Source organism: Embleya sp. NPDC059237 (assembly GCF_042754105.1).
Classification (GTDB): Bacteria; Actinomycetota; Actinomycetes; order Streptomycetales; family Streptomycetaceae; genus Embleya.
This window is the reverse complement of the sequence record NZ_JBHZAE010000004.1, coordinates 89,356-111,144: the sequence shown is the minus strand read 5'-3', so window position 1 is coordinate 111,144 and position 21,789 is coordinate 89,356. Positions and strand designations below refer to the sequence as shown.

Below are 21,789 nucleotides of genomic sequence, written 5' to 3'. Positions count from 1 at the left end.
GACCGTGCCTCTCGCGCCTCGCACCATCTCAGCGGCCGGTCACCAGGACGATCTGGTCCCCGTGGACCTCGGTGGTCTCGGCATGGGCCGGCAGACCCGCGAGTCCGGCCGCGCCCGCTGCGGTGGGGTGTACTCCGTAGCGGCCCAGCAGGGCTTGGGCGGCCAGTAGTTCGTCGTCGGTCGCGGCGTGGGCCGCGCCGCCCGAGGCGGCGATCGCGGCCAGAGCCTCGGGGCCGTGCAGGGCATGCCAGTTGACCAGTGGCTCGTTGTGCTCCGTCGTGACCACCTCGTGGCTCGACAGCGTGCGGTACGGGCCCGGCCAACTCGTCACGATCGGGTTGTTGCCGGGGGAGCCGACCGCGTGGAGGGCCACCGGCCAGGCCAGGAGGCGGGCTTGGCGATGCGCGGCGACGATCGTCGTACCGTTGCCGACCGGGATCCACAGCGCGGCCGGAGCGGCGCCCAGCTCACGGTGCAGCACGCGCACGACATGCCCGTGCCCCGCCAGGATCGCGTCCGTGCAGGGCCCGTCGACATTGCCGTCCAGAGCGCCCAACTCGACGGCCAGGCGGTGGGATTCGTCGACGGCGTCCTCGTAACCGCCGCGCACGAAACGGATGTCGGCCCCGGCGGTCGCGACGGCGGCGCCGCCGTCACCCCAGTCGGCGGGCAGCACCACCGTGGACCGCAGGCCCGCCGCCGCGCACGCCGTTGCCATCGCCCGGCCGTAACTGCCGCACGAGCCCACGACGATCCGGTCGTGCCCCTCGGCGACGGCGCGGGCCACGACCGCGCGGGCGGCGGGTTCCTTGTGGCTGCCGGAGGCATAGCGTGACTCGTCCTGCCGTCGAGGTGGAATCGGGCCGAGTCGCCGGTGCGGTACATCCGGGCGCCGGGCGCGGCGACGAACGGATCGCTCACGAACCGCTCGGCGGTCAGCTCGGGCCGCTCGTGATAGCCGGGTGCGACGCCGAGCCCGCCCAGATACAGCTCACCGACCACGCCCGCGGGAACCGGTCGGCGGTGCGCGTCGAGGACGTAGACCCGGTTGTTCGGGAAGGGCCGTCCGATCGGCAACGGCGCGTCGTCGGCAAGGTGTTCGACCGAACCCTCGAACAGCACGTTGTCGACGGTGGCCTCGGTGACACCGTACGAATTGACGACGCGGTTGCCCGGCCCGACCAGGCGTTTCGCCAACGCGTACTCCTTGACGTGCCACTTCTCGCCGCCGCCGATCAGCAGCCGGACGAACGCCAGGTCCGCTCCGCTGCGTTCGGTGTGGTCGAGGAGCGTGCGCAGCACCGCGGGGACCAGTTCGGTGCAGGCGACGTGCTCGGTCTTCATCAGCGCGTGGAGATCGGCCGGGTCGAGCAGGGTCTCGCGCGGGGCGACCACCAGCCGGCCGCCGCTGAGGTGGGCCCGGAGCGTTTCGCCCACGAACATGTCGAAGGAGAAGCTCGCTGCCTGCAGGTAGGTCCACTCCGGCCGCAGCCGGTACGCCTGCCGCCACATGCCGGCGGCGTGCACGAGGTTGCCGTGCGTGACCACGACGCCCTTGGGCCTGCCGGTGGATCCCGAGGTGTAGATGACATACGCGGGATCGTCGGCCGTGTTGCACAGGGACAGGTCGCCGTCGTCGTCGGGAAGCCCTTCGGGCAGCCCTTCGGGCAGCCCTTCGGGCAGCCCTTCGGCGAGGTAGTCCCGGTTGATCACGACCGTCGCCCCGCTGTCGGCCGGCATGTACTCCAGCCGGTCGCTCGGGTAGGCCGGATCCAATGGCACGTATGCGCCACCCGCCTTGAGCACCGCCCACATCGCGGTGAAGAGTTCGACGCCGCGATCCAGGTTGATCGCGACCCGATGGCCCGGCCGAACCCCCTCCCGGCGCAGTCTCCGGGCGAGCCGATTGGCCCGGCGGTTCAACTCCCCGTAGGCCAAGGTGTCGTCGCCGACGGTGAGCGCGGGCGCGTCGGGTGTGGCTGCGGCGTGGCGTTCGAACAGTTGGTGTACGGCGACGGCATCCGGGATGGGGGCGACGATGTCGTTCCAGTCGTCCACGATGCGCCGATGCTCACCTGCGGTGAGCATCGGCAGCCGGGTGACCGGCGTACTCGCCCCGCCGATCGCCGCGTCGAGGAGCGTCAGCAGGTGGTCGACGAACGCCTCGACGCGTGCCTCGTCGAAGAGTTCGGCGGCGTAGTCCGCGTTCAACACCGCGCCGTCGGCGGGGAAGCCGAGCCCGATCGCGAGGTCGACCATGGTCGCGGCCGGCGCCAACTCACCGGCGTAGCGGAGGAGCTGATCGTCCGCCGTCGGCGTGTTGTGTACGGTCAGCATCACCGGACTCGGCCGCTTGGCCCCGCCGGGCCGCGCCAACGCGTCCACCAGATCCGGCAGCGCGAGTTGCCCGCGGTCGAGGTCGCCCAGAACCGCGTCCCGTACCCGCGCGACGAGTTCGGCGAACGACGGATCGCCGGACACATCGCCGCGCAGCGGCAGTACGTTCAATGCGGGGCCGATCAACGAGGCCGACTCGGCGGTCCTTGAGCAGGGTGACGGCCTTCTGCCAGGTGGGCTCCGCGGCCCAGCGGTCCTCTCAGACGTGGAGCTGGAGAAGGTCGATCCTGTCGACGCCGAGGTTGTCCAGGCTGCGCCGCGTGTAGTCGAGGATGTGGTCGAGGGGGAAGACGTCCTCGATGGTGTCCTGCGGGCGCGGGGGCCATTCGCGGTTGAGTGGGGGAACCTTGGTGGCCGGCCGGATCCCGGCGTCGGGGCGGCGGTCGCGCAGTTCGCCCAGCAGTTCCTCGGACTTGCCGCGCCCGTAGGCCCAGGCCGTGTCGAAGAACGTACAGCCCATGTCCACGGCGAGGTCGAGGGCATCCGGGGCGATGTCGTAGTCCCAGCCGGTGAATCCGCCCGGGCCGCCGCCGATTCCCCACATGCCGTAGCCGACCTCGCCGACCCTCCAGCCGAGGCGTCCCATGGTGCGCCGGCGCATCGGCGTCTGTTGCTCGTTGACGACCATCGGTCGCTCCTCGTCATGCACCGACAGGCTCCTTCGGGCGGGTGTGCGATGTGGTGAACAGGGCGGCTCGAAACGGGCCTGGGCAGAGCCGGCGACACAGCCCTGGCCGCACTCCCGAACTTCACCCTGCCAGGAGACATCTCCGCCTCGAACCGCTACTTCGCCACCGACATCACCGAGCCCTTCACCCTGCAAGACGGCCACCTGACAGTCCCCAAAACCCCCGGCCTGGGCGTCACACCCATCCCATCGGCACTCGACGAGGCCACCACGACAACAACCGAACTACACCAAAGCTGACCCCACCAAACCGCAACGCCACACGCAGAGCCCGCGATCCGAGAAGCCCCGACCGTCCCCGCGCTCCCACCCAACGGCCCACCGCCGACGCCTCGGCCGTGCGAACGGCAGTCGACCGCGCGGGGGCCGACGACGGATGGCCGACCCCATCGTGGTCCCGGACGGTGCCCGCGTGGCCGAACGCCCGCCTGACCGACAACCCCTCCCGTTGGCGGGGTCCGACACCAAGCGCCGGACCACGTCGACCGAGCCGCGTCTCCGAGGTTGGTAAAAGTTGTTTCCGGGTGACCGATGAGTTGTGCCGGCGGAGCAGGTCTTCCCTGCATCGCGTACATCACCGTTGGCAGTTCGAACCGAAGAGGACACCATGACCATCACGGCCCCCACCACCACCGCCCCCGCCGTCGCACCCCGTTCGCTCATTCGCACCGGCATTCCGGCGACCGTACTCGCCGCCGCCGCGACCTCCATGGTCGCCGCTGCGGGCAACGCCGCCGGCATCAGCCTCGACATCGACGGATCACCGATTCCCGTCACCGGCTTCGCCGTGCTGACTGCCGTCTTCTCGCTCGTCGGCCTCGCGCTCGCCGCCGTCCTCAACCGCCGGGCACGCACCCCGCGCCGCACCTTCGTCCGGACCACCGTGGCGCTCACCGCACTGTCGGTCGTCCCCGACATCATCGTCGACGCCGCTCCGTCGACGAAGGCACTCCTTGCCCTGACACACCTCGTCGCCGCCACGATCGTCATCCCCGCCCTTGCACGCCGCCTCGCCGCCTGACCGACCACAGCCGCCGAGCATGACCCACCGCCCCGTTCCACCACCGAGTCTGCGCAGGGCGGCGGCCATCAACCAGGACGCTCGCCACCCGGGTGTGCCACACCCAGGCAGCACACCGGGCCGCCGCCCAGCCTGCACACATGCCCACCCGCAGAGTCGCCGAACTGCGCCGGGCAGCCGGCTTCGACCCGGACGACCCACGCCGGCGCGAACTCGTCCGAGGTCAGACCGGTGGCATCAGATCGCTCTCGCTGACGGTGTAGGACAGTGGGGGGTAGGTGAAGTCCGTTTCGTTGTTCTCGCGGCGCCGCAGGTGGTAGAAATCTTTCCTCTGCTCATCGTCGGCCGATATGAGACGCATACCCTGCGCAAGGTATGCGTGCCCGTCGTGAAAACGAACGAAGGTCTTGGACGTGCGAAACGTCACGCCCAGCCATTGATTGTCCGCCTGCCGGACGGGCGCGTCCGATACGATTTTGTGTTTGAATCGCCGATTCGAGTCGACGGAAAAGGCGACGATACTGTCGTGGGTGAGAGGAATCTCGAACTTCTCGCCGCCGGATGCCTTTGATTCGAAGATCAGCTTTCTCGGCGGGCTCGCGTCGGGATACTGATAGCAGGAGAAGACGGCGATGAACGACTCGTCGGCGAGATCGAGGGCCTGGTCGGAATGGCTGCCCATGGTTGTGTAGGCGTTCGTGTAGATCTCGATGAGAGCGTTGTTGAAATCGACCGAAAGCGCCGCGCGCTCCTGAATCCGTTGTGCCAGCCGTTCGTGCACCGCCCGGAAACGCTGCGCCGGGCTGCTGTACCGAGTGGTGGTACGTACGAGGGCCACGCCACCGGCCTCGTCGACCTTGGTCAGCACGGTGCCTCGCCGGCCTTTTCCGACGTCTTCCCAATGAACCGACGCGGACAGCTCTGCAAAGAGATTCTTTTCGGTCGACAAAGTGCATGCGAGGATTTCATCCGGGATTCTAGACTCGCGGGGCAACGTAGTCTCCCGTGTTCATGCTGAAAAGAAACTCGTCACCGTAGTCGATGAAGGACGTGGTCCGGTTCTCCTCTGCGTACAGCCTGCGCAGCTCGTCCATGCCGGCCGGTGTGGGTGGCGCCAGCTTCACCAAGTCTTCGGCCGCTTTGAGGAACGTATGGCCGTTCTTGTGCACGGCTTCGGCGCTCGAACAGCGCACCACGTATCCCAGGCGGGTGGGGAGGAGTTCGGCGTCCAACGTCGAGGGCCGGATCTCGTGTGTATACAGGCGGTTGGTGGACAGCGGCATGAAGAATACCGAGCCGGGATAGAGCGTCAGAGTGAACTGCGAGGGGAGTGCGCCCCCATCGCGCCCTGCGGTCGGCTCCTTGAGGTGAAAACGGAGTCTGGTCAGGCCGCTGACGCCCTTCACGCCGTGGTCGAACGCGTCTTCGGCCATAGGCCGCAGCTTGTCCAGCTCGTCGTAGAAAGTGCAGAAGGCCATGATGCCATTGACCGGCATGTCCTTGGTCTTGTCGGCATGGGCCGAGATCTTGGCCTTGGACTGCTTGCGCTCGTCCGTGGCAAGGGTGTTGTGGTAGGTCTGAGCGAGGACGTGGTTCAGGGGTGCCTGGTCCCGAAAGACGGTGGCGGCCTCGCGGTTCAGAGCCTCGACGATGTGCGTGTCGGTCGAGCGAAAGTTCTCGGTCGGCCCCGAGAGATTCGTGGAGCACCGGAGCAGGCGGAAATGTAGTTCGTCACCGTTTTGTGTGACGGGCGTCAGATATATGCCGCTGCGGTGGGCCGTTCCAGGCTTGGTGGACTCCGTCAGGGACTGGAACGCGTGCTCCGCGTGGATCCGCCCGAAGTGGTCGGCGCCGAGTCCGAAAAAGCGACGGTAGTACACGCCGATGCCGTGCACCCGGATGGGAACCCGACCGAGGTCGACGAGCGTCCAAGGTTCGTCGACGCCCTCGTGGTAGCCGTGTGACAGCTCCCTGATGACGAATACCCGGGCAGCCGCACGCAGTTGACGACCGCTGACCCCGGATATGTCGCCACACAGATAGACAGTCTTCTGCGCGAGATCGGGCGAACCGGACGCAAGATCCTCCGGTGTGATCGTGGACCCGAAGAAATCCCTGACCAAGTCGTTGTCATGCAACACCGAAGGCGCGACCAGGATGTTGCTCGCATCGTCGATGCGGGCTTCCGCCGACTCTGGTGTGTACATCAACGCTACCTGCCATTCGCAGAACCTGATGATTTACTCAAAACCTTGATCCTCTCACGGGGGCTCGACAGCGGGCAACGGGCCTCGCGGCACGGGCGCTTGGGCGGCGATCAGGTCGGCGGCCGGCCGACCGCTCGCCGGATCAGCTCGGTCGCGGACCAGGCGCACCCACGGCGCCGTTCGCGAACGCAGCCGACCGACGATGGGGCTCGTGGCCGTATTCGCCGGGGGCTACCCCCACTGATTCCTCGATTCCTCCGCGTCCGGGTCGGGGAGCGATGGTCCGGGGCACCGATGCGGTGGGCCGGGAGCGCCCGACGTTCTTCGACGCCTGACAGCCACGAATCGCCGCGTGTAGCGTCACCCCATGACCGACGAGATCACGGCCAGGGCAGGCAGAGAGTTCTACACATTCGACGGCCGGATCCTGGAGATCTTCGGCGGCTACCCGAAGCGCTTCCACATCCGGAACATGGCCCTGCGCGTCACGCCCCCCGACCGCAAGGGGAGGCGGACCATCGAGATCATCGCCGGTCCGCCCGAAGCCCCGGCATCGAAGCACACATGGCACCACTCGGCCGAGGAGTGGCAACAGGCCCAGGACCTGGAAACCCTACTCGAGGCAGTACAGACGGCTATCGCGTCGACCCGGGACCACGAAGCCCAAGGGCGTTTCCCACAACCGTGATCGAGCACGACCACACGGTGTGGACCGGCGCCGACCACGTCTTCGCGGCCGCGCTGCGCCGGGTCCGGGGTTGGCGCCGGTCCCTGCCGACGTGACCGGGGAGCTGTACGTGGCCGGTCCCGGCGTGGCGCGTGGGTACCCCGGGTACCCCGGGCAGACCGCGCAGCGGTTCGTGCCGCGTCTGCTCGGCCGCCCGGCGGGCGCATGTACCGGACCGGCTGCGGTGGGGCGCCGACGACCTGCCGGAGTATGTGGGCCGAGCCGACACCCAGGCACGGCAACGACACCGAGCGGGTGCCGGCCCAGGCACTCGCCGACGTGCTCGACATCGACCGGGTGGCCCGCCCCGATGCCCGGATGGACGCGCTGCGCGACGAGTTCGGCTCGCTCATGGTGTTCGACGACGTCAACCGGTATCTGCGCGGCATGCTTGCCGGCCTGGACATCCGCTATCGGGTCGGCGGCAACCGGGCGGCCGAACCCGCCGGCATCCCCGACACCTCGGCACTTCGAACCGCCCTCACCACCTGGTTCGGCCCGCCCCGGCGGGGCTGACACACCCGAGCTCCTTTCGCCGGCGCCAAGTCGCCAGGATCCGCCGCTCCTTCGCCGGTTCCATTCCGTGTTCGTCGTGGCGGGGGTGCGCCACGGCGGGGTCGCCGGTGGTCATCCATGCCCAGGTGTCGTGGATGGTCTCCTCGATCGGGCGACAGGAGAATCCGGCGGCACGCGCGCGGTCGCCCGCGATGGTCCACGTCCGGGGTCCGGGCTGCCACAGGGGCAACTCGGTGAAAGGGCTGATGCCACAGCGCCGGAGGAGGCCGTCGTCCACCCAGGCGAAGGAGGCCGTGGAGCCGGTGGTCAGCCGGCAGGCATGGAGCATTCGGGCGAAGGTGAGCGATCCGTCGAGGGGCGTGGTGAGGTTGAACGACGTGTCCTGCGAGCGTGTGGCCACGTCGAGGGCGAAGGTGGCGATGTCGCGCACATCCGTGACCTGCACCTGCCGGTTCGGATCCCCCGGGGCGAGTACGGTCCCGCCGCGCTGCACGCGCCGCAGCCACCACGGCAGACGGCCGACGTATTCGTACGGGCCGACCAGGACGCCGGCTCGCAACATCGTCGATCGGTCGCCGAAGACGGCGCGGACGGCGCGTTCGCAGCCCGCCTTGAGCTCTCCGTAGCGTTGCGGCGCGAACGGCCGCACGGAGCCCGGCGGTGAACCGGTGGCGTCCGGTGGGCAGTTCCGGATCGCCGACTCGTCGCTCACGTGCCGCTCGGGCCAGTCGCTGTAGGCGGCGGCGCTCGACACGAACACGTACCGGTCGACGGCCTCGTGGAGGCTGCGCGCGCCGTGCAGAACGGTGTGGGGGATGTAGCCGCTGGTGTCGATCACGGCGTCCCACGGGCCATACGCCGACAGGCTCGGCATGGCGTCGGGCGACGAGCGGTCGCCGCGCAGGGCCCGGACGCCGGGTGTGTCGGGGCCCGACAGGCCGCGGTTGAACGTGGTGACGCACAGGCCGCGCCGGACGGCCTCCTCGGCCAGGGCGCGGCCGAGGAACCAGGTTCCGCCGAGAATCAGCAGCCTCACGAGTGACTCGGCTCCGCCCGCGGAGGTTGGGTCGGGATGACGGGCGGCGTCGGCGCTTCGAGGTGGGCCAGGGACTGGAGGTAGAAGTCGGCCATCCGCTCCCCGAGGGGCAGCGCCTCGTCGACGACGAGGCACAGTTGTGCACTCGTGCCGTGGACGAGCAGGGCCGCCACGAACAGGTGACCGGGCGGCAGAGCGGGATGGAAGGCCACGAACTTCGGGTCGAAGCCCGCACCGGCGGTGAACACGAGCGTGGTGCTGCCGCCGATCACATGCCGGGGATGCAGTTGCCGACCCAGCAGCCAACCGCAGAGGCGACCGGGCAGCCACCGCACCAGGTCCTGGGCCGCCGCGCGACGACTTCGGGCGGCGGCGCCTCGGGCGATCAGGTCCACCAGCCGCTCCCGGGGCGAACCGGATGCGCCGAGCAGGGGCAACCGAAGGGCGAGCACACGGTTGCCCCACGACGGCAGGTCGTCGGGACGGCGGGCATCGACGGCCAGGAACAGCGCGGGCCGGCCCAGCCGCACTCCGGACGCCGCCGACCATCGGTGCAACATGCCGGTGAGCGCGGCGAGATGGGCCTCGTTCGGGCCGCCGCCGAGCGGCTGGGCCACGCGTCGCAGGCGTGCCGTGTCCACGTGGGCGTACAAGAGACGACGTCGCCCCGACAGCGGTGTCGCCGTGCTCGCCCCGACGACGCTCGTCGCGGCGATCTCGCCCAGCAGTCGGCCCATCAGCGCGGCGGCCCGCACCACCCGGCCCGGCAGCGGTGCGGGCCGGCTCGTCCCGGTCGGAGCGGCGCCGGTGAGCACGGTGCGCAGTGTGTGCGACGCCGCGCCGCCGTCCTGGCAGCAGTGGTGGACGCGGTAACACAGGCTGTAGCAGCCGGGTTTGTAGCCGTGGATCAGCGACAGGTCCCAGTCGGGCCGATCCCGTTCCAGCGGGCGGTCGAGCACGCGGGCCGCCACCGCTTCGAGGGGCGTGTCCCTCGCCACCTCGACCTCCACGACGTGCCGGTCGAGATCGAAGTGGTGGTCGTGGACCCACCGGGCGCGCCGTGACGAGCCCACGAGCCGGCAGGTCAGTCCCGGCAGAACATCGACGAAGCCCGCGAGCCACGCGCGCAGATCCTCCACACGCGGTGGGGCGCCCTCGAAATGTGCGATCCCCGAGACATCCGAGCGCCCCGGATCGCGCTCCTCCCATCCGAGGAACATGCGGTCGAGTCCGTGCGCCCGAAAACTGGGTGTCAACGTCACGACCGGGAGCGTACCAACTTTCATGCCGCATACATGACATACAGTAACCAAATGGGCGAACGGTCAATCCCTGATCGCCTTGCATCTTTCCCACGTCTCGGACCCGTGCCCGGCCGTGTCGGTCCGGCTCGCCAAGGAGCCCGGCACGGTGTGAGCGTGCCGACGATGCCCGAACAGGCACGAGAGGCGAGCCTGTTGCTCTTCAATGCCGGCCCTCAAGCCCGTTCCCACTACGCGGGCCGCAATACCCGGCATTCACCGCGGGCAGCGCGTGGTCCGCCGAGGTCACCACGACCGCACCGCCCGAGCGTCGCGAACCGAGACGGCCCGTCGTCCGCGCAGGCCGGGGCTCTCGCGTGTTGCGAGGACTCGAATGGTTCCCACAAGAGCGGAAACTCCTGCGGGTCACCTGGCTGTCGGCCGGCCGGGTCCACGTGCGATGGCAGAAGCCCGGCCTAGAGCGGTGGTGACGGCGCGTCGGATGCCGGCGGCGGTGAGGCGTCGCCCGAACAGGCGGGTGCAGACCCCCGGGGGAGGGGACTGCCGGAGGTGGCGAGCCGGGGAAACCCCGCTCGGAGTTCGGCCGGTCGGGCCGACGGTTGTCGAACAACTCGGACCCGGTGCGCGCGGCACACCGCCGAAGCAGGACACGCCACCGTGCCCATCGGTGGCCTCCCGTTCGGGAACCCGACGTTTCGTCGGGGCACCGGGCCATGGTGTGGCGTTGTCCGGCCTGGGGCTTCGGTGTGTGGTGTCGCAGAGTTCGGGGCTGCGCGAGTGCTCTGCCTCGCCCGGTCGCCCTTCGGGCCCGGGGACCACGCCTCGGGTCGGCGGGGTGCCCTGCATGGTGGGAGGGTTGCGTATGACTTTCGACTGGACGGTTCCACCGTGGCAGCGGGACGAGGACTGCACGCACACGGCGGTGACCTTGAAGCATCTGCGCGCACGGGAATTCGCCATGTCCTCGGACCTCGTGCGCGGCGACAACGCCGCCGAAGCGCTCGCCGATCTGCTCATGGGGCGCTCCGGTATGAGCGACATGATGTCGAATCGCGGTTTCGCCTTCGTGGTGGTCCAACGCGGCTTCGGAACGATGCATATGAGCAGTCCGTGGCAAGACGAGGAAGGCGAATGGAACCTGTCCGCGAGTGCGGGAGATGCCGAGGTGACGATCTTCTCCGCAGCCGACACGCGGGAGATGTTCATACGCCTGCAGGCCGCGTACCCCGACCGGTAGCGCCGACGATCGAGGGCATTGCCCGGCCGGACAGCGGCCGACGCCGAGACGAGCCACCCCGGAGCTCCGTCCGGATCGGTGCCCACGATCCACCGCCCGTCGCAAACCTCACCCGCAACCGCCCGGCACCGGGGTCCGAGCAATCCGCATCCCGGCCTCCCCACGCCCCGCCCAGCGCCGGCGACCGCCGTGGACGCGCACATCCCGATGACGCTCCTGCACGACCCCGACCCGCAGGTGCGGGAGGCAGCCGCATACGCCCTGGCCGCGGCCTCGAGCCGCGCGAGGGAGATCTCCGCTGACCTACACGAGCGCCTGCGCACCGAAACCGTCCCGCGGGTGCGCGCGGGCCTGGTCTTTGCGATCGCGCAACCGGCCCGGGAGCACCGCCACGAGGATGCCGCCGCGTTCACCCGCGCCCTGTGGTCGGATACGACCCATCCCCCGGAGATCCGGGTGAGCGCCGCTTTGGGGTGGCTGTGCCTGGTCGACGACCCCGTCCCCGACACCCTGCGCGCCGTGATCGACAAGACCGTCACCCCCGAACTGCGCCGGGTGTTGTCCCCGTCGCCCTGGATGAGGCAGGTCGAGGACACCGGCGCCGAAGGTTTGTCGCACACTCTGTGGCAGATGCTCGACCCCGACACCTGGCCCGGCCCCCCGCCGGAGCCCTGCTTCCGACGTCCCGCCCCCGAACCGCGGGCGTCGATGCCCCGGGGCGTATCGGTCCGTCGTCGGATACGACGCGTTCGTCGAACGCGGGAGCCTGCCGGTGGGTGCGGGAACGGGGAGAAGCCGTCGTGTGTCACAGGCAGCTCCACGGCCGGTGGCCGCCTGCGCAGGTGGCGGGGGATTGGGGGAGCATCGGGGTGCGGCGTGGAGTGGGCTTCGGCTTGGTGCGCTCGGTCCGGTATCGGGTCGTCACGGATGCGCGGACGACGAACGGGTGCTCGGTGTAGGCGTGTTGCCAACGCACGGGTTCGGCATGCAGGCCGCTCCCCCAGGGCGGACCGTATTGCTCGCCCGCCCCCGGAGGTGGCGTCGGGTCCGGGAAGCGCAGGTCCGGAACCGGTTGTGGCCTCGCCCAGTTCGCCGTATCCGGCGTCAACCCGAGCCTTCGTGCCTCCCGCTCGAACTCGGCCATCGACGTCGTGGGATCGTCCGCACCGTAGAAGTGCACGGCCGTGAACGTGCAGATCACGCCCATCATGCCCGCCTGCGGCTTGGGCCGGGTCGTGGTGTCGCGCCAACACCGATCGAATTCGAAGCGCTCGAACTCCGCACTCGCCGGCCCGAGGAAGACCCGGAAAGGCACCTCCACATCGTCCCGGGCGCGCCTCTCTTCCGCGCGGTGCCGCTCGTATGCCTCCTTCTCCCTCTCGGCAGCCGCGAACTGCCGTTGGCACGCGTACAGTCCGCCGAAGAAAGTGACGACCGCCAGGGTGATCACAGCCAGGACGAACCGTCCGAGCCACAACAGACAACCACCCATCGGCCGCGTATCGGGACGCGAAGACATACGCCCATCATGGCCCGCAACTCCGCCCGGTTAAGCGCTCGTTGCCCACTCGCAACCCACCCCGCCACGCGCATCCCCTCGGCACGCACATCCCCTCGGCACGACACGACGCGGCACGACCCAAACCCGGCACGCCACGCCCGACCGGGCCCGTCGGCCACGGTCGAGGCCCGCCCCGGACAGCCTTGCCGATCCCGGACCGGTCGTCGAGCAACGCCCAGGGCTTGTCCTTTTTGCGCCGGCCCGGCCCCGGGTCCGCGATGCCGGGCAGGGCGCCGTCCTGCTTCTGTTTCGGTCGGGCTGCGGCGGATCGGCCCGGGGCGCCGGCGGCTTGCCGCACGCTCCCCGACGCGCCGAGCGCCGAGCCCTTGGACCTTGCGAAGCGACTCGAGCGATTGACGGTCCGTATTCCCCGGGCGACAGGGGGGAAGCGGTTGTTTCGCATGCCCACGTCGGAGGCAGCGTTCCACCGGTCGCCGACGACGGCTCCCAGGGCGCCCGCGGTTTTGGTACCGGCCCGGTACCGCCGGTGGTACCTGCCTGGTACCTTGTCGCCATGCCAGCTTTGAACATCGAGTACACGGACGAGGAACTCGCCGCCGTGCGCAAGGCCGCGCAGTTGGGGGGCAAGTCGGTGAAGGCGCATGTGCACGACCTGAGCGTGTCCGAGGCCGCCCGCCGCAACTTCGTCACCGGCGCCGCCACGTTCGTCACCGACCACCTGGCCGAGTTCGAGGATGCCTTCCCCGAGGGGCAGCGTTGATCCTGCGTGTCGACGCCGGATGGGTCCTGGACATCCAGACCGCGAACACCCCGGTGAACCTGCCGCTCACCGACTGGGGATCGTTCGCGTTCTGCGTCGAGCGCCACCGCTACGAACGCTTCCGCGGCGAGCTGTACTACGAGGAGACCGCCGCGCGCGCCGCGACCTTTGCTCACTCCATGATCGTCCTGGAGCCCTTCGCCGACTTCAACGCCATCGTCGGCTGCGCCTGCGCCGACCGCTACATGGCCGGTTCCGACGAGCCCCTCACCGTCCCTCCCGGCGGCTGGGTCCAGTTGACCCGCGGCATCCGCGAACGCAAACACTCCCTCACCGACGTCGCCCGAACCCTCCGCGCCTGGAGCCGGCCGCAAACCGATTGAACATCGGCCCCATCCCTCGGCGGCGACAACTCCCCGAACGAACCCGGAAGGAACGCCGGACGGAACGCCGGAAGGAACGTCCGTAGGCGACCCGGTCACCCGGGTGATGCGGGGACGTCATCCCGCCCCACCAACCCACCCGGGCCGACGTCGACCCGCGCGCCGGCCGTACCCGCGTCGACCCCCGCCGCCCGGGTCGGTGCTCAGTCCCAGACCAGGGACACGACCCGGTGGCCTTCGGGGCTGTCGGGAAGGTCCGTGAACCGGTCGACCCGGTACACGAATCCTTCGATCACCCCGTCGGCACACAACGATTCGTGATCCACTCGGCGTTCGATCTCCCGCGTCGTGGCGCTCGTGCACACGGCGACGGCCTCGGCCACGACGCCGTCGCGACAGACGAGGTCGTCGTGCGGTTGCACACGGATCCACGCGACGTCGGGCGCTTCTTGAAGAACGCGCAACCGCCGGTGGATCTCTGCGAGTTCGGGCCGTGCGTCGGCGGGACGGTCCGGTTCCCATTGGTTCGGGGCGAGGGAGTCCTGCGCGTCGTTGCCCACGAAGAACTCGTCGAGCGTGAGCAGTGGGAGGGCTCCGCCGGCGGCCTCGGAACGGGCGATGAGTTCGATGGAGGTGATCACAAGGGCACCGTACGGCCGGCAGTGTCGACCCACGACCCGCGAGCGCGAACACCGCCGACACCCCGCCGGCCGCAGCGCCCTGGCGGGCTCGCTCGCACGGGTCGACGGACATGCTTCCCGATGACGTCCCGCAGCGGACCGGGCCGAGGCGGTGTTCGGGAAGTAGGCAGGCGAGGGACGCCGTCAAGCTACCTGCGGAGCGCGGTGTGGGAGGGCAGTTCGGCGAAACGGTCGCGATACTCGCCGGCGAAGCGGCCGAGATGCGAGACGCCCCACCGGTAGGCGATCGTGCCGACGGGGTCGGTGGAGGTGAGGATGTTCTCCCGAATCCGGTCGAGCCGCAGGTTGCGGACGTAGGCCATGGGCGAGAGGCCAAGCCGGTCGCGGAACGCGGAGCCGAGGGTCCGCAGGCTGCAGCCCGCGGCATCGGCGATGTCGCCGAGACTGATGTGCTCGGCGAGGTTCGCCTCGATGAACGCGAGGGCTGCCCGCAAGGAGCGCGGGTAGCCGGGTTGCGAACCGTCGTGCAACTCGCCGGTGTGCGAGTGCGGCTGGCCCAGGAGCAGGGCGGTGACCAGGCAACGCACCTGGCTGCGCTGGAGCTCCTCGCGCCGGAACAGCGGGTCGCCCGAGTCCAACTGTTCAAGCAGGGAACCGACCAGCAGCCGCACCGTCCGTCCCTTGGACGCGGCCAGGTCGAGCGCGAAATCGAAGCGCACGGGGGACACCGGGGGATGTCCGGTCAGCGCGGCGAATTCCTGGTCGACCAGGGCGGCGGCGATCCGCAGGCCCAGGAACCGCGTCCTTTGGCTGCGCAGGGGGCGCAGTTCCTGGGTGTCCCCGGGGTTGGCGACTCCCGCTGTCGCCTCGTCGAGGCCGGCCCGCAGGCCGCCGCACGATGCCGAGATGGCGCCGGAGACACCGATGTTGACGAAGTAGGAGCCGCGGTCACGGCCCTTGGTCGAGGCGACGCGCACGTCGAGTGGCGAGGCGAAGTAGCCCACCGCGAAGTCGTGTGTGGCGACGCCGCGCAGTTCGTGATCGCCGCCGCACAGCTCGTCCAGAGGCGATGTGGTGATCGAGCCGCCGAACAGGCGGGTGGCGGCGTTGAGCAGATCGGCGGGGTTTCGGGATCTGGTGATGAGGTGATTGCGCAGCGGGGTCGTCACGATGTGGGGTCACCTCCCTGGAGGCCATCGTCGATCACGGCGGTCGGCGGAGTCGAGTCCCGGTGTGCGCCGGGGCGTGCGAACCGATGAGGGTTGCCTCGAACGCCGATCGGAACGCGGCGCGCGGCGTGCCGAACCGGCACGCGCTCCGGCGCGGACACCCGGCCGAAGTACTCCACGGCCCGGTCGTACGCGTGCTGCTTCGCCGGGTGCAGCGGGCAGGGGTATCGGCCCAGGAACGCGAACCGGTACGCCTGCCACCAGTTCTCCAGCGCTTCGTCGCGATCGCCGCTCTCCTCGGCCGTGCGCGCCCGGCCGCGAAATCCTCCGCCCCGGCCGGCCAATGCCCGGCCCAGGACCGGGGATCGATGCCCGGAAGCGTTTCGATGTGCCGCGCGGCGGCATCGTGACCGATGGCGTCGAACGGGTTCTTGCGCTGCTCCAGATGCTCGGGCAGCCACTGCTTCGCCTCGGGCAGGGTTCGGGTTGTTGCAGCGGACATTCGTTCCTCCTCGTCCGTCCTTCCTCGGGCGTTGCGCGAACGGCGGGTCGTCGAAGACGCCCTTCGCGCCGGCTGGTTACGCGGGCTCGGCCATGAGCCGGTGGCAGGAATCGACCAGCGGATACGCCTCGAAGTGGCGCTGCGCCTGCTCCAGGCCGACGATCGCCACCGAGGTCTCCACGAGCGTTCGGCAGCGCTGCCTGCGCCGGCCGACGAACGCCCGGATCCCCGCGCCGACCGATGCGTGCCGTCCGAGTTCCCGGGCCAACAGGAGGCCGTCCTCGACGGCCAGGGCGGCGCCGCTTGCCATCTGCGGTGCGGGCGCGTGCGCGGCGTCACCGATGACCACGCTGTTGCCCCGATTCCAGGCACCCGCCAGGAGCGCCGTCAGCACCGGGCGGCGCACCACCGATTCCGACCCGGACACCATGGAGCGGATCTCCCGCACCCGGCCGGGGAAGGTCTTCAGCAACTCCAGTAGGCGCGGGGCGAGCCGGGCGTCGGGCAGGACGCCGCGTTCCACCCCGTTCTCGGTCAGGAACACGTACGCCCGCGTGTCCGAGAGGGGCACGAGACCGGCCGTGTCGGTCTTCCCGGCGAACTGATGGATCCCGGTGGCCCACGGCGGGCGGGGCACCAGAGCCCGCCAGACCATCTGCCCGTGAAAGTCGAGTGAGGTCCGGAGCCCCAGCAGGTCCCGCGTCGTCGAGCGGATCCCGTCCGCGCCCACCAACAACGCCACCTCGCGGACCGTCCCGTCCGACAACCGCGCCCGGACCGACTCGCCCTCCTGCTCCACCGCGGCAACGGTCACTCCGTGGCGTATCTCCACGCCGCACCGCTCGGCTTCCGCGCGCAGGATCCGGTGCAGTACGGGGCGCGCGATGCCGACCATCGCCGGCCGCCGCGCACCGATAAGCCGCGGCAACCGGATCTCGTTTACCCGCTCGCCGTTCACGTCCACGTGCGTGATCGTGTTCATGCCGAAGCCCTCGGCCAGACACGCGTGCGCCAGACCCGACTCGTCCAGCGCGCGCAGCGAAGGACCGGTCAGGCACAACCCCCATCCGGACGTCGCCTCCGGTGGGCCGATCTCCACGACCTCGACCCGCCACCCGTCGCGTGCCAGCGCGGTCGCCGCGGTCAGACCGGCCACTCCCGCACCCACGATCACAGCCGTCCGCGCACCGCGATAGCCGTCCATATACGCCTCCAGAGCGCCGATTTCCTCGGAACCCTAGGACGCGTCGGCGCTCGGCCTTATCCGAATCGGGCGACGGCCATCCACTGTCGGCAGGCGATGGTTCGAGCGGCTGATTCCGGGGGTGGTCGGCGGATCGCAAATGGGGCTGCCGATGTGTCCGAAGTCCTCGCCGAACACGTCCTCGCCGAACACGTCCTCGTCGCAACGGACGAGGTTGGCACGGGCCTTCGCGGGTTGTGCATGCATCGTGGGTCGAGGACGGCGATCCGGTGCCTACTCGGGTGTACTTGAGTACGCGTACTCTGCTGCGCGCCGTGCGGCGCTCCTAGGTTTGGCTCGACGTCGACGAGAGCACGACGTCGACGCGACCTCGGGAGAGACATGATGCGGGCCGGAACCGGACCTCGGAACACATTCGCCGCGATCGTCGTGACCACGGCGGCGCTGACGCTCGTCACCGGGTGCGGGCACGCGGAAGCGGGAGCGCGGGATGCCGGGGCGCCGGTCGGCGCGAGCGAGGTGTCGCCGGAGCCGGCCGGTACAGGCGAGGCGCCGCCACCGGACGAGGACGCCTCGAGCGGCGACGACATACCGGGCGTGCGGGTGAACGACACGAAGGCGCGGTTGAGTTACGTACGGCCCTCCGGATGGACGGACATGATCCAGGACTACCCGGACGTGCTGACGTCCGGCGTGAAGGCCGGCAGGCAGTGGCAGCCGTCGGACGGCATCGGCAGGCCCGCCGACGCGGCGTACTTCCATGTACAGACGCTCGATGGGCCATTGCTCGCGGCATCCGGCGGCACCTGGCACGCGGCCAAGACCTTCACGAACATCATCGCCTGCCCGCACGAGTACCAGGGCAGACTCGTCGCGGACACCGAGGCCACCCGGGTCGACGGCCACGACGCCTGGTACTCCGAGGGCGAGTGCGTCCTTCCGGGCACCGATCGGCCGCCGCTGCGCACCCGCGTCACCTTCATCGACACCGGCGGCGACGCCGTCATCGTCACGGGCAGCGCGAGCGCGCCCGCACGACTGGACGAGATCGCCACGATCACCAAAAGCCTGCGGATCCAATAGGCCGACACCATCGGGCGACCTCGAAACGCGCCACCGAACGCCGACGCCGCCCCGGGCCCGTCCGTACGGTCGTCGACGAACCGCATACGCAACCCGGGCATGCCCGACTCGGTGAGGAGCCGTCCGTGTGCTCGCGGCTCGATCCGCGGTCGCACCCGACCGGCACCGCCACCCCGCGCCCACGACCGAAACCGGCCCCGACTCGACCCCACCGCGCGAACGGCGGGTATGCGTAGGGATGCCGGCGGGCGCCCGTGTCGTCGACAAGGCGCCCCTGCCGCCCCGGCCGCCCCGGCCGCCCCGGCCGCCCCTGCCGCCCCGGCCGCCCCGGCCGCCCCGGCCGGGCGGCCGGGAACGCCACCCGACCGAGCGCGATGCGCGCTGCGGATCCGGCCCACCGCTGTCCTCCCGCCACGCTCTCCGGCGGGAACGCCCCCAGTCCGTCGCGGTGTTCGCGGATCGTACGGCGAAGGATTCCGATGAGAGGTAGGGGACCGACAGCGCACGAGTGGACGCGGGGCACGGTGGCGGAGGCGATCGTGATCCCCGACAGGAACAAGCACTGAAGACGCGACAGCCAGGGCCGGTGACCGGAGCACGTATCCACCACGGCGACCGGGGGGCGGCCGGATGAGCTTGGACCACCGGGCCCTGCTCGTGTTCCGCCGGACCTGACGTCGTACCCGGCGGCACGCGGCGCGGTGGGCGGGATGGCACGAGGGCGTGGTGCCGGCCGTGGCACGGGACGGGCACGACACCGCCGCCCTGCCCGCACCCGCACGACGCGGTGCCGGTGCACGCGATCGACGGGGCGCTCAGGACGTACGAGTACGAGGGATCCCGCGCCATCGCGACCGACGCTTCCGCGAACTCCGGCTCGGGACATCCCCGAGGGATCGATACCGGGCGCCACGGCGAGGAAGAACGCGGGCGCGGGTGTGTGGTGGTCGATCCGGCTCCCCGCAACCGGCCGCACTGCCACCGAGCACCGCTACGGCGCGGGCTTCATCGACGACAAACTCGACGCCGACACCACCCTCGTCGGTGAAGTCCCCACCCCGGCCGCCGACTTCGAGTACGTCTTCGCCGTGTTCGCGTAGCGCGCCGAGGCGGCAGCTGTTGACGATCAGCGCTCCGTCGCGCACCGCCGGCATCGCCAACGCGGCTTGCCGGCGGGCCGGGTCGAGCCCTGGAGTCGGCGCGGCCCGACGTGCACGCGGTGGATGGCGAGGCGGCCGTAAGCGACGACCTTCCGTATCAGGCGCTACTGATGACGCGCGCGGCGACGTGCGGACCGACCGCATGCGCGTGGGTGTGGTTCTGCGGGCGGACGACCACGCGCCGCGCCATGACCCGAAGAGGGATGCGACCGATGCCGGGGCGACCGGTCTCGAGGCCGGACGACGAGATCGCGGTCCTCGGCTCGCCTCGGCGCGGGACGGGGGGTTGGTCGTCCGGGGTCGCGAGCCCCCCATCCAATTGTCATCTGAACGATGACACCAATGCTTGTCATCTAATAGACGACATGCTACAAAGGTGTCAGCGAAGCGCATTGGCGGCAACCGCCCGAACGTGCTGGAGGTGTTTTGACGATGTTGATGCGCACCGACCCCTTCCGTGAGCTGGACCGACTGTCGCAGCAGCTGATGGGCCCGGGTACGTGGTCGAGGCCGTCGGCGATGCCGATGGACGCCTACCGCGAGGGCGACGAGTACGTGGTGGCCTTCGACCTTCCCGGCGTCGGCCCGGACGCGATCGACATCGACGTCGAGCGGAACATGCTGACGGTCAGGGCCGAGCGCCGACCGGTGGCGAAGGCCGACGACGTGCAGATGGAGCTCTCCGAGCGGCCGCTGGGCGTCTTCTCCCGCCAGATCGTGCTCGCCGACACCCTGGACACCGAGCACATCAAGGCCGACTACGACGCGGGTGTGCTCACCCTGCGCATCCCGATCGCCGAGCGAGCCAAGCCCCGCAGGATTTCCATCGGCGTCGGCACCGGCGATCGCAAGGAGATCTCCGGCTGACACCGGCCGAACCGGTGCGGAGGACGGGCACCCGAACTCCCTCTCGCCTCGCCCTCCGCACCCCCGTGGGCAGCCCGAAGGACAGGAAGGGGTGGCGGCCGCGATGGTCATGCGACACGAAACGTTCCTCGACCACGTCAAGGAGCGCGGCGAGTACGACACCGTTGGGGAAGCCGAGCGCGCGGCCCGTGTGGTGCTCGCCCTGCTCGGCGCGCACTTGGTCGGCGAGGTCCGCGCCCGGCTCGCCGCCCGGCTGCCGGACGAATTCGCCCTGATCCTCCTGAACCCGCTGCAGAGCGCCGAACCGCTGCCGACGGAGCGGTTCGTCAGGGCCACCGCAGCCTGGATCGAGGGCGCCACCGAGCAGACCGCGACCTGGGACGTGAGCGCCGTGCTGTCCACGGTCGCCGACGCCGCCGGCGACGACCTGATGGAGCAGATCCTGCTCCAGCTCCCCGCCGGCTACGACCTCCTCTTCGGCCGCCACCAGCCCACCTGACCCCAACCCCGGGACCACAACACCCGCACTGCGCACGCAAGGCCCGCAGCGAGGTCGCCGTCGTCCAGGGTGCGCGGTGATGCGGCGATGCGGTATGCGGTCGGCAGGCGCGCGCGGTGGATGGCGCCGGTTGGTTCGACGACCACCGTCGTGCACCCCGCGCGTGCGGTTCACCATTCGCCGGCGTCGCGGGTTCCCGCCTTCGGCTGGGGCGGACCATGATGGACCCCTGGGAGGGCATCCGAGTTCGGGGTGCCTTCCGAGGTGTTGACCGACAACGGCAAGCAGTTCACCGGCAAGTACACGAAGCCGTTCCCGGCCGAGGTGCTGTCCGACCACATCCGCCGCGAGAACGGCATCACCGCCAGGCCGACCAAGCCCCGTTCGCCTACAAGCACCGGCAAGATCGAGGCGGCCTGCGGCGTCGGCACTGCCCGCCGGGCACGCGACGGCCCGGCTCCTGTGCCACGGTGTCGGGGCGCCGGCCGGGGCGGATCACGAGGGTCCGGACGGCCTGGAGGACGAGGCTCCGACCGTGTCGGGCCATGCGCTCGCGCGCCGGGCGCGAGTGGGTGACGCCCGCGGGCCGGCGCCCTTCGTCACGCCGCGCCGGGCACGATCATCTTTGCCGGTTGGGCCGCGGCGCCGGTCACGACGCCACCGCCCAACGCGATCGACGCGACGCATCGCGAGGATCACGATCTCGGCGCGGTCCGCCACCTCCCGGTTGTCGGCGCACACCTCGACGCCCTCGTACCGCCGGCCTCGCGATGACGTTGCGGTGCCCCCGGAGTTCGAAGTCGAGCCGCACCACCCGTGCGCGGCTTCGTCGACATCGAGGCTCCGACCTGGGCAATCCAACTCCGTTCAAGGTTTGTTCAGGATCGGCCCGGCACCGTTGCGGATGT

Annotated in this window: 20 protein-coding genes and 3 pseudogenes; 12 read left to right on the top strand and 11 right to left on the bottom strand. The window is 70.2% G+C overall.

Annotation, left to right across the window (positions count from 1 at the left end; translation table 11 throughout):
- Positions 1-28: 28 nt before the first annotated feature.
- The 3 genes and pseudogenes from ACFXKZ_RS14725 to ACFXKZ_RS14715 form a co-directional block, all read right to left on the bottom strand.
- Positions 29-787: a pyridoxal-phosphate dependent enzyme gene (locus tag ACFXKZ_RS14725; protein WP_380000241.1), complete on the bottom strand. Its 759-nt coding sequence runs from the start codon at positions 785-787 to the stop codon at positions 29-31.
- A 110-nt stretch (positions 788-897) separates the two neighbouring features.
- A pseudogene (locus ACFXKZ_RS14720) lies at positions 898-2,508 on the bottom strand (amino acid adenylation domain-containing protein); the annotation flags it as partial.
- An 88-nt stretch (positions 2,509-2,596) separates the two neighbouring features.
- Entirely contained in the window at positions 2,597-3,046 is a 450-nt protein-coding gene (locus ACFXKZ_RS14715) for an aldo/keto reductase (RefSeq protein WP_380000239.1), read from the bottom strand.
- Between the two features lie 39 nt (positions 3,047-3,085).
- Here ACFXKZ_RS14715 and ACFXKZ_RS14710 point away from each other — a divergent pair.
- Positions 3,086-3,325 (top strand): annotated as a pseudogene (locus ACFXKZ_RS14710) (o-succinylbenzoate synthase); the annotation flags it as partial.
- Between the two features lie 367 nt (positions 3,326-3,692).
- Positions 3,693-4,106, top strand: coding sequence for a DUF6069 family protein (locus tag ACFXKZ_RS14705; RefSeq protein WP_380000237.1), 414 nt, complete (start codon positions 3,693-3,695; stop codon positions 4,104-4,106).
- Between the two features lie 223 nt (positions 4,107-4,329).
- Here ACFXKZ_RS14705 and ACFXKZ_RS14700 read toward each other — a convergent pair whose 3' ends face one another.
- Positions 4,330-5,100 (bottom strand): alpha-ketoglutarate-dependent dioxygenase AlkB, encoded by a 771-nt coding sequence (locus ACFXKZ_RS14700; protein WP_380000234.1) that lies wholly within the window; start codon positions 5,098-5,100, stop codon positions 4,330-4,332.
- Positions 5,084-6,313 carry a hypothetical protein gene (locus tag ACFXKZ_RS14695; RefSeq protein WP_380000232.1) on the bottom strand — a complete coding sequence of 410 codons (1,230 nt, stop codon included), beginning with the start codon at positions 6,311-6,313 and terminating at the stop codon, positions 5,084-5,086. Before ACFXKZ_RS14695 ends, ACFXKZ_RS14700 begins: the two co-directional genes overlap by 17 nt.
- A gap of 367 nt (positions 6,314-6,680) precedes the next feature.
- Here ACFXKZ_RS14695 and ACFXKZ_RS14690 point away from each other — a divergent pair, with 367 nt between their 5' ends.
- Together ACFXKZ_RS14690 and ACFXKZ_RS14685 are read left to right on the top strand one after the other, a co-directional pair.
- Entirely contained in the window at positions 6,681-7,001 is a 321-nt protein-coding gene (locus ACFXKZ_RS14690) for a hypothetical protein (protein WP_380000230.1), read from the top strand.
- 249 nt (positions 7,002-7,250) lie between these two features.
- Positions 7,251-7,556: a hypothetical protein gene (locus ACFXKZ_RS14685; protein ID WP_380000228.1), complete on the top strand. Its 306-nt coding sequence runs from the start codon at positions 7,251-7,253 to the stop codon at positions 7,554-7,556.
- Here ACFXKZ_RS14685 and ACFXKZ_RS14680 read toward each other — a convergent pair.
- Positions 7,522-8,592 carry an NAD-dependent epimerase/dehydratase family protein gene (locus ACFXKZ_RS14680; protein WP_380000226.1) on the bottom strand — a complete coding sequence of 357 codons (1,071 nt, stop codon included), beginning with the start codon at positions 8,590-8,592 and terminating at the stop codon, positions 7,522-7,524. The two genes, ACFXKZ_RS14685 and ACFXKZ_RS14680, sit on opposite strands and share 35 nt — an antisense overlap.
- Positions 8,589-9,854, bottom strand: coding sequence for a wax ester/triacylglycerol synthase domain-containing protein (locus ACFXKZ_RS14675; RefSeq protein WP_380000223.1), 1,266 nt, complete (start codon positions 9,852-9,854; stop codon positions 8,589-8,591). The genes ACFXKZ_RS14680 and ACFXKZ_RS14675 overlap by 4 nt, the downstream gene beginning before the upstream one ends.
- Positions 9,855-10,716: 862 nt before the next feature.
- Here ACFXKZ_RS14675 and ACFXKZ_RS14670 point away from each other — a divergent pair.
- On the top strand, positions 10,717-11,091 hold the full coding sequence (locus tag ACFXKZ_RS14670; RefSeq protein WP_380000221.1) for a hypothetical protein: 375 nt from the start codon (positions 10,717-10,719) through the stop codon (positions 11,089-11,091).
- Between the two features lie 805 nt (positions 11,092-11,896).
- Here the strand turns inward: ACFXKZ_RS14670 and ACFXKZ_RS14665 are convergent.
- Positions 11,897-12,610 (bottom strand): hypothetical protein, encoded by a 714-nt coding sequence (locus tag ACFXKZ_RS14665; RefSeq protein WP_380000219.1) that lies wholly within the window; start codon positions 12,608-12,610, stop codon positions 11,897-11,899.
- Between the two features lie 556 nt (positions 12,611-13,166).
- Here ACFXKZ_RS14665 and ACFXKZ_RS14660 point away from each other — a divergent pair.
- Positions 13,167-13,373 (top strand): hypothetical protein, encoded by a 207-nt coding sequence (locus ACFXKZ_RS14660; protein WP_380000217.1) that lies wholly within the window; start codon positions 13,167-13,169, stop codon positions 13,371-13,373.
- On the top strand, positions 13,370-13,756 hold the full coding sequence (locus tag ACFXKZ_RS14655; RefSeq protein ID WP_380000215.1) for a hypothetical protein: 387 nt from the start codon (positions 13,370-13,372) through the stop codon (positions 13,754-13,756). The genes ACFXKZ_RS14660 and ACFXKZ_RS14655 overlap by 4 nt, the downstream gene beginning before the upstream one ends.
- 203 nt (positions 13,757-13,959) lie before the next feature.
- Here ACFXKZ_RS14655 and ACFXKZ_RS14650 read toward each other — a convergent pair whose 3' ends face one another.
- From ACFXKZ_RS14650 to ACFXKZ_RS14640, 3 genes are all read right to left on the bottom strand, one after another.
- Positions 13,960-14,397, bottom strand: a complete 438-nt coding sequence (locus ACFXKZ_RS14650) for a hypothetical protein (protein ID WP_380000213.1) — start codon at positions 14,395-14,397, stop codon at positions 13,960-13,962.
- A 188-nt stretch (positions 14,398-14,585) separates the two neighbouring features.
- Positions 14,586-15,566: an AraC family transcriptional regulator gene (locus ACFXKZ_RS14645; RefSeq protein ID WP_380000211.1), complete on the bottom strand. Its 981-nt coding sequence runs from the start codon at positions 15,564-15,566 to the stop codon at positions 14,586-14,588.
- 578 nt (positions 15,567-16,144) lie between these two features.
- Positions 16,145-17,272: an FAD-dependent monooxygenase gene (locus tag ACFXKZ_RS14640; RefSeq protein WP_380000209.1), complete on the bottom strand. Its 1,128-nt coding sequence runs from the start codon at positions 17,270-17,272 to the stop codon at positions 16,145-16,147.
- 429 nt (positions 17,273-17,701) lie between these two features.
- On the opposite strand from ACFXKZ_RS14640, the gene ACFXKZ_RS14635 reads away from it, so the two are divergent.
- The 5 genes and pseudogenes from ACFXKZ_RS14635 to ACFXKZ_RS14615 form a co-directional block, all read left to right on the top strand.
- On the top strand, positions 17,702-18,355 hold the full coding sequence (locus ACFXKZ_RS14635; protein WP_380000207.1) for a hypothetical protein: 654 nt from the start codon (positions 17,702-17,704) through the stop codon (positions 18,353-18,355).
- A 938-nt stretch (positions 18,356-19,293) separates the two neighbouring features.
- A complete protein-coding gene (locus tag ACFXKZ_RS14630) occupies positions 19,294-19,455 on the top strand; it encodes a hypothetical protein (RefSeq protein WP_380000205.1) in 162 nt (53 codons plus the stop codon).
- A 492-nt stretch (positions 19,456-19,947) separates the two neighbouring features.
- Positions 19,948-20,382, top strand: a complete 435-nt coding sequence (locus ACFXKZ_RS14625) for an Hsp20/alpha crystallin family protein (RefSeq protein WP_380000203.1) — start codon at positions 19,948-19,950, stop codon at positions 20,380-20,382.
- A 103-nt stretch (positions 20,383-20,485) separates the two neighbouring features.
- On the top strand, positions 20,486-20,881 hold the full coding sequence (locus ACFXKZ_RS14620) for a DUF2267 domain-containing protein (protein ID WP_380000200.1): 396 nt from the start codon (positions 20,486-20,488) through the stop codon (positions 20,879-20,881).
- 246 nt (positions 20,882-21,127) lie between these two features.
- A pseudogene (locus ACFXKZ_RS14615) lies at positions 21,128-21,292 on the top strand (IS481 family transposase); the annotation flags it as partial.
- Positions 21,293-21,789 lie beyond the last annotated feature (497 nt).

Coding starts and splice junctions, on each gene's coding strand:
- ACFXKZ_RS14660 (WP_380000217.1), top strand. CDS start 13,167: ATGCCAGCTTTGAACATCGAGTACACGGACGAGGAACTCGCCGCCGTG.
- ACFXKZ_RS14705 (WP_380000237.1), top strand. CDS start 3,693: ATGACCATCACGGCCCCCACCACCACCGCCCCCGCCGTCGCACCCCGT.
- ACFXKZ_RS14665 (WP_380000219.1), bottom strand. CDS start 12,610: ATGTCTTCGCGTCCCGATACGCGGCCGATGGGTGGTTGTCTGTTGTGG.
- ACFXKZ_RS14620 (WP_380000200.1), top strand. CDS start 20,486: ATGGTCATGCGACACGAAACGTTCCTCGACCACGTCAAGGAGCGCGGC.
- ACFXKZ_RS14690 (WP_380000230.1), top strand. CDS start 6,681: ATGACCGACGAGATCACGGCCAGGGCAGGCAGAGAGTTCTACACATTC.
- ACFXKZ_RS14685 (WP_380000228.1), top strand. CDS start 7,251: ATGTGGGCCGAGCCGACACCCAGGCACGGCAACGACACCGAGCGGGTG.
- ACFXKZ_RS14695 (WP_380000232.1), bottom strand. CDS start 6,313: ATGTACACACCAGAGTCGGCGGAAGCCCGCATCGACGATGCGAGCAAC.
- ACFXKZ_RS14640 (WP_380000209.1), bottom strand. CDS start 17,272: ATGGACGGCTATCGCGGTGCGCGGACGGCTGTGATCGTGGGTGCGGGA.
- ACFXKZ_RS14670 (WP_380000221.1), top strand. CDS start 10,717: ATGACTTTCGACTGGACGGTTCCACCGTGGCAGCGGGACGAGGACTGC.
- ACFXKZ_RS14625 (WP_380000203.1), top strand. CDS start 19,948: ATGTTGATGCGCACCGACCCCTTCCGTGAGCTGGACCGACTGTCGCAG.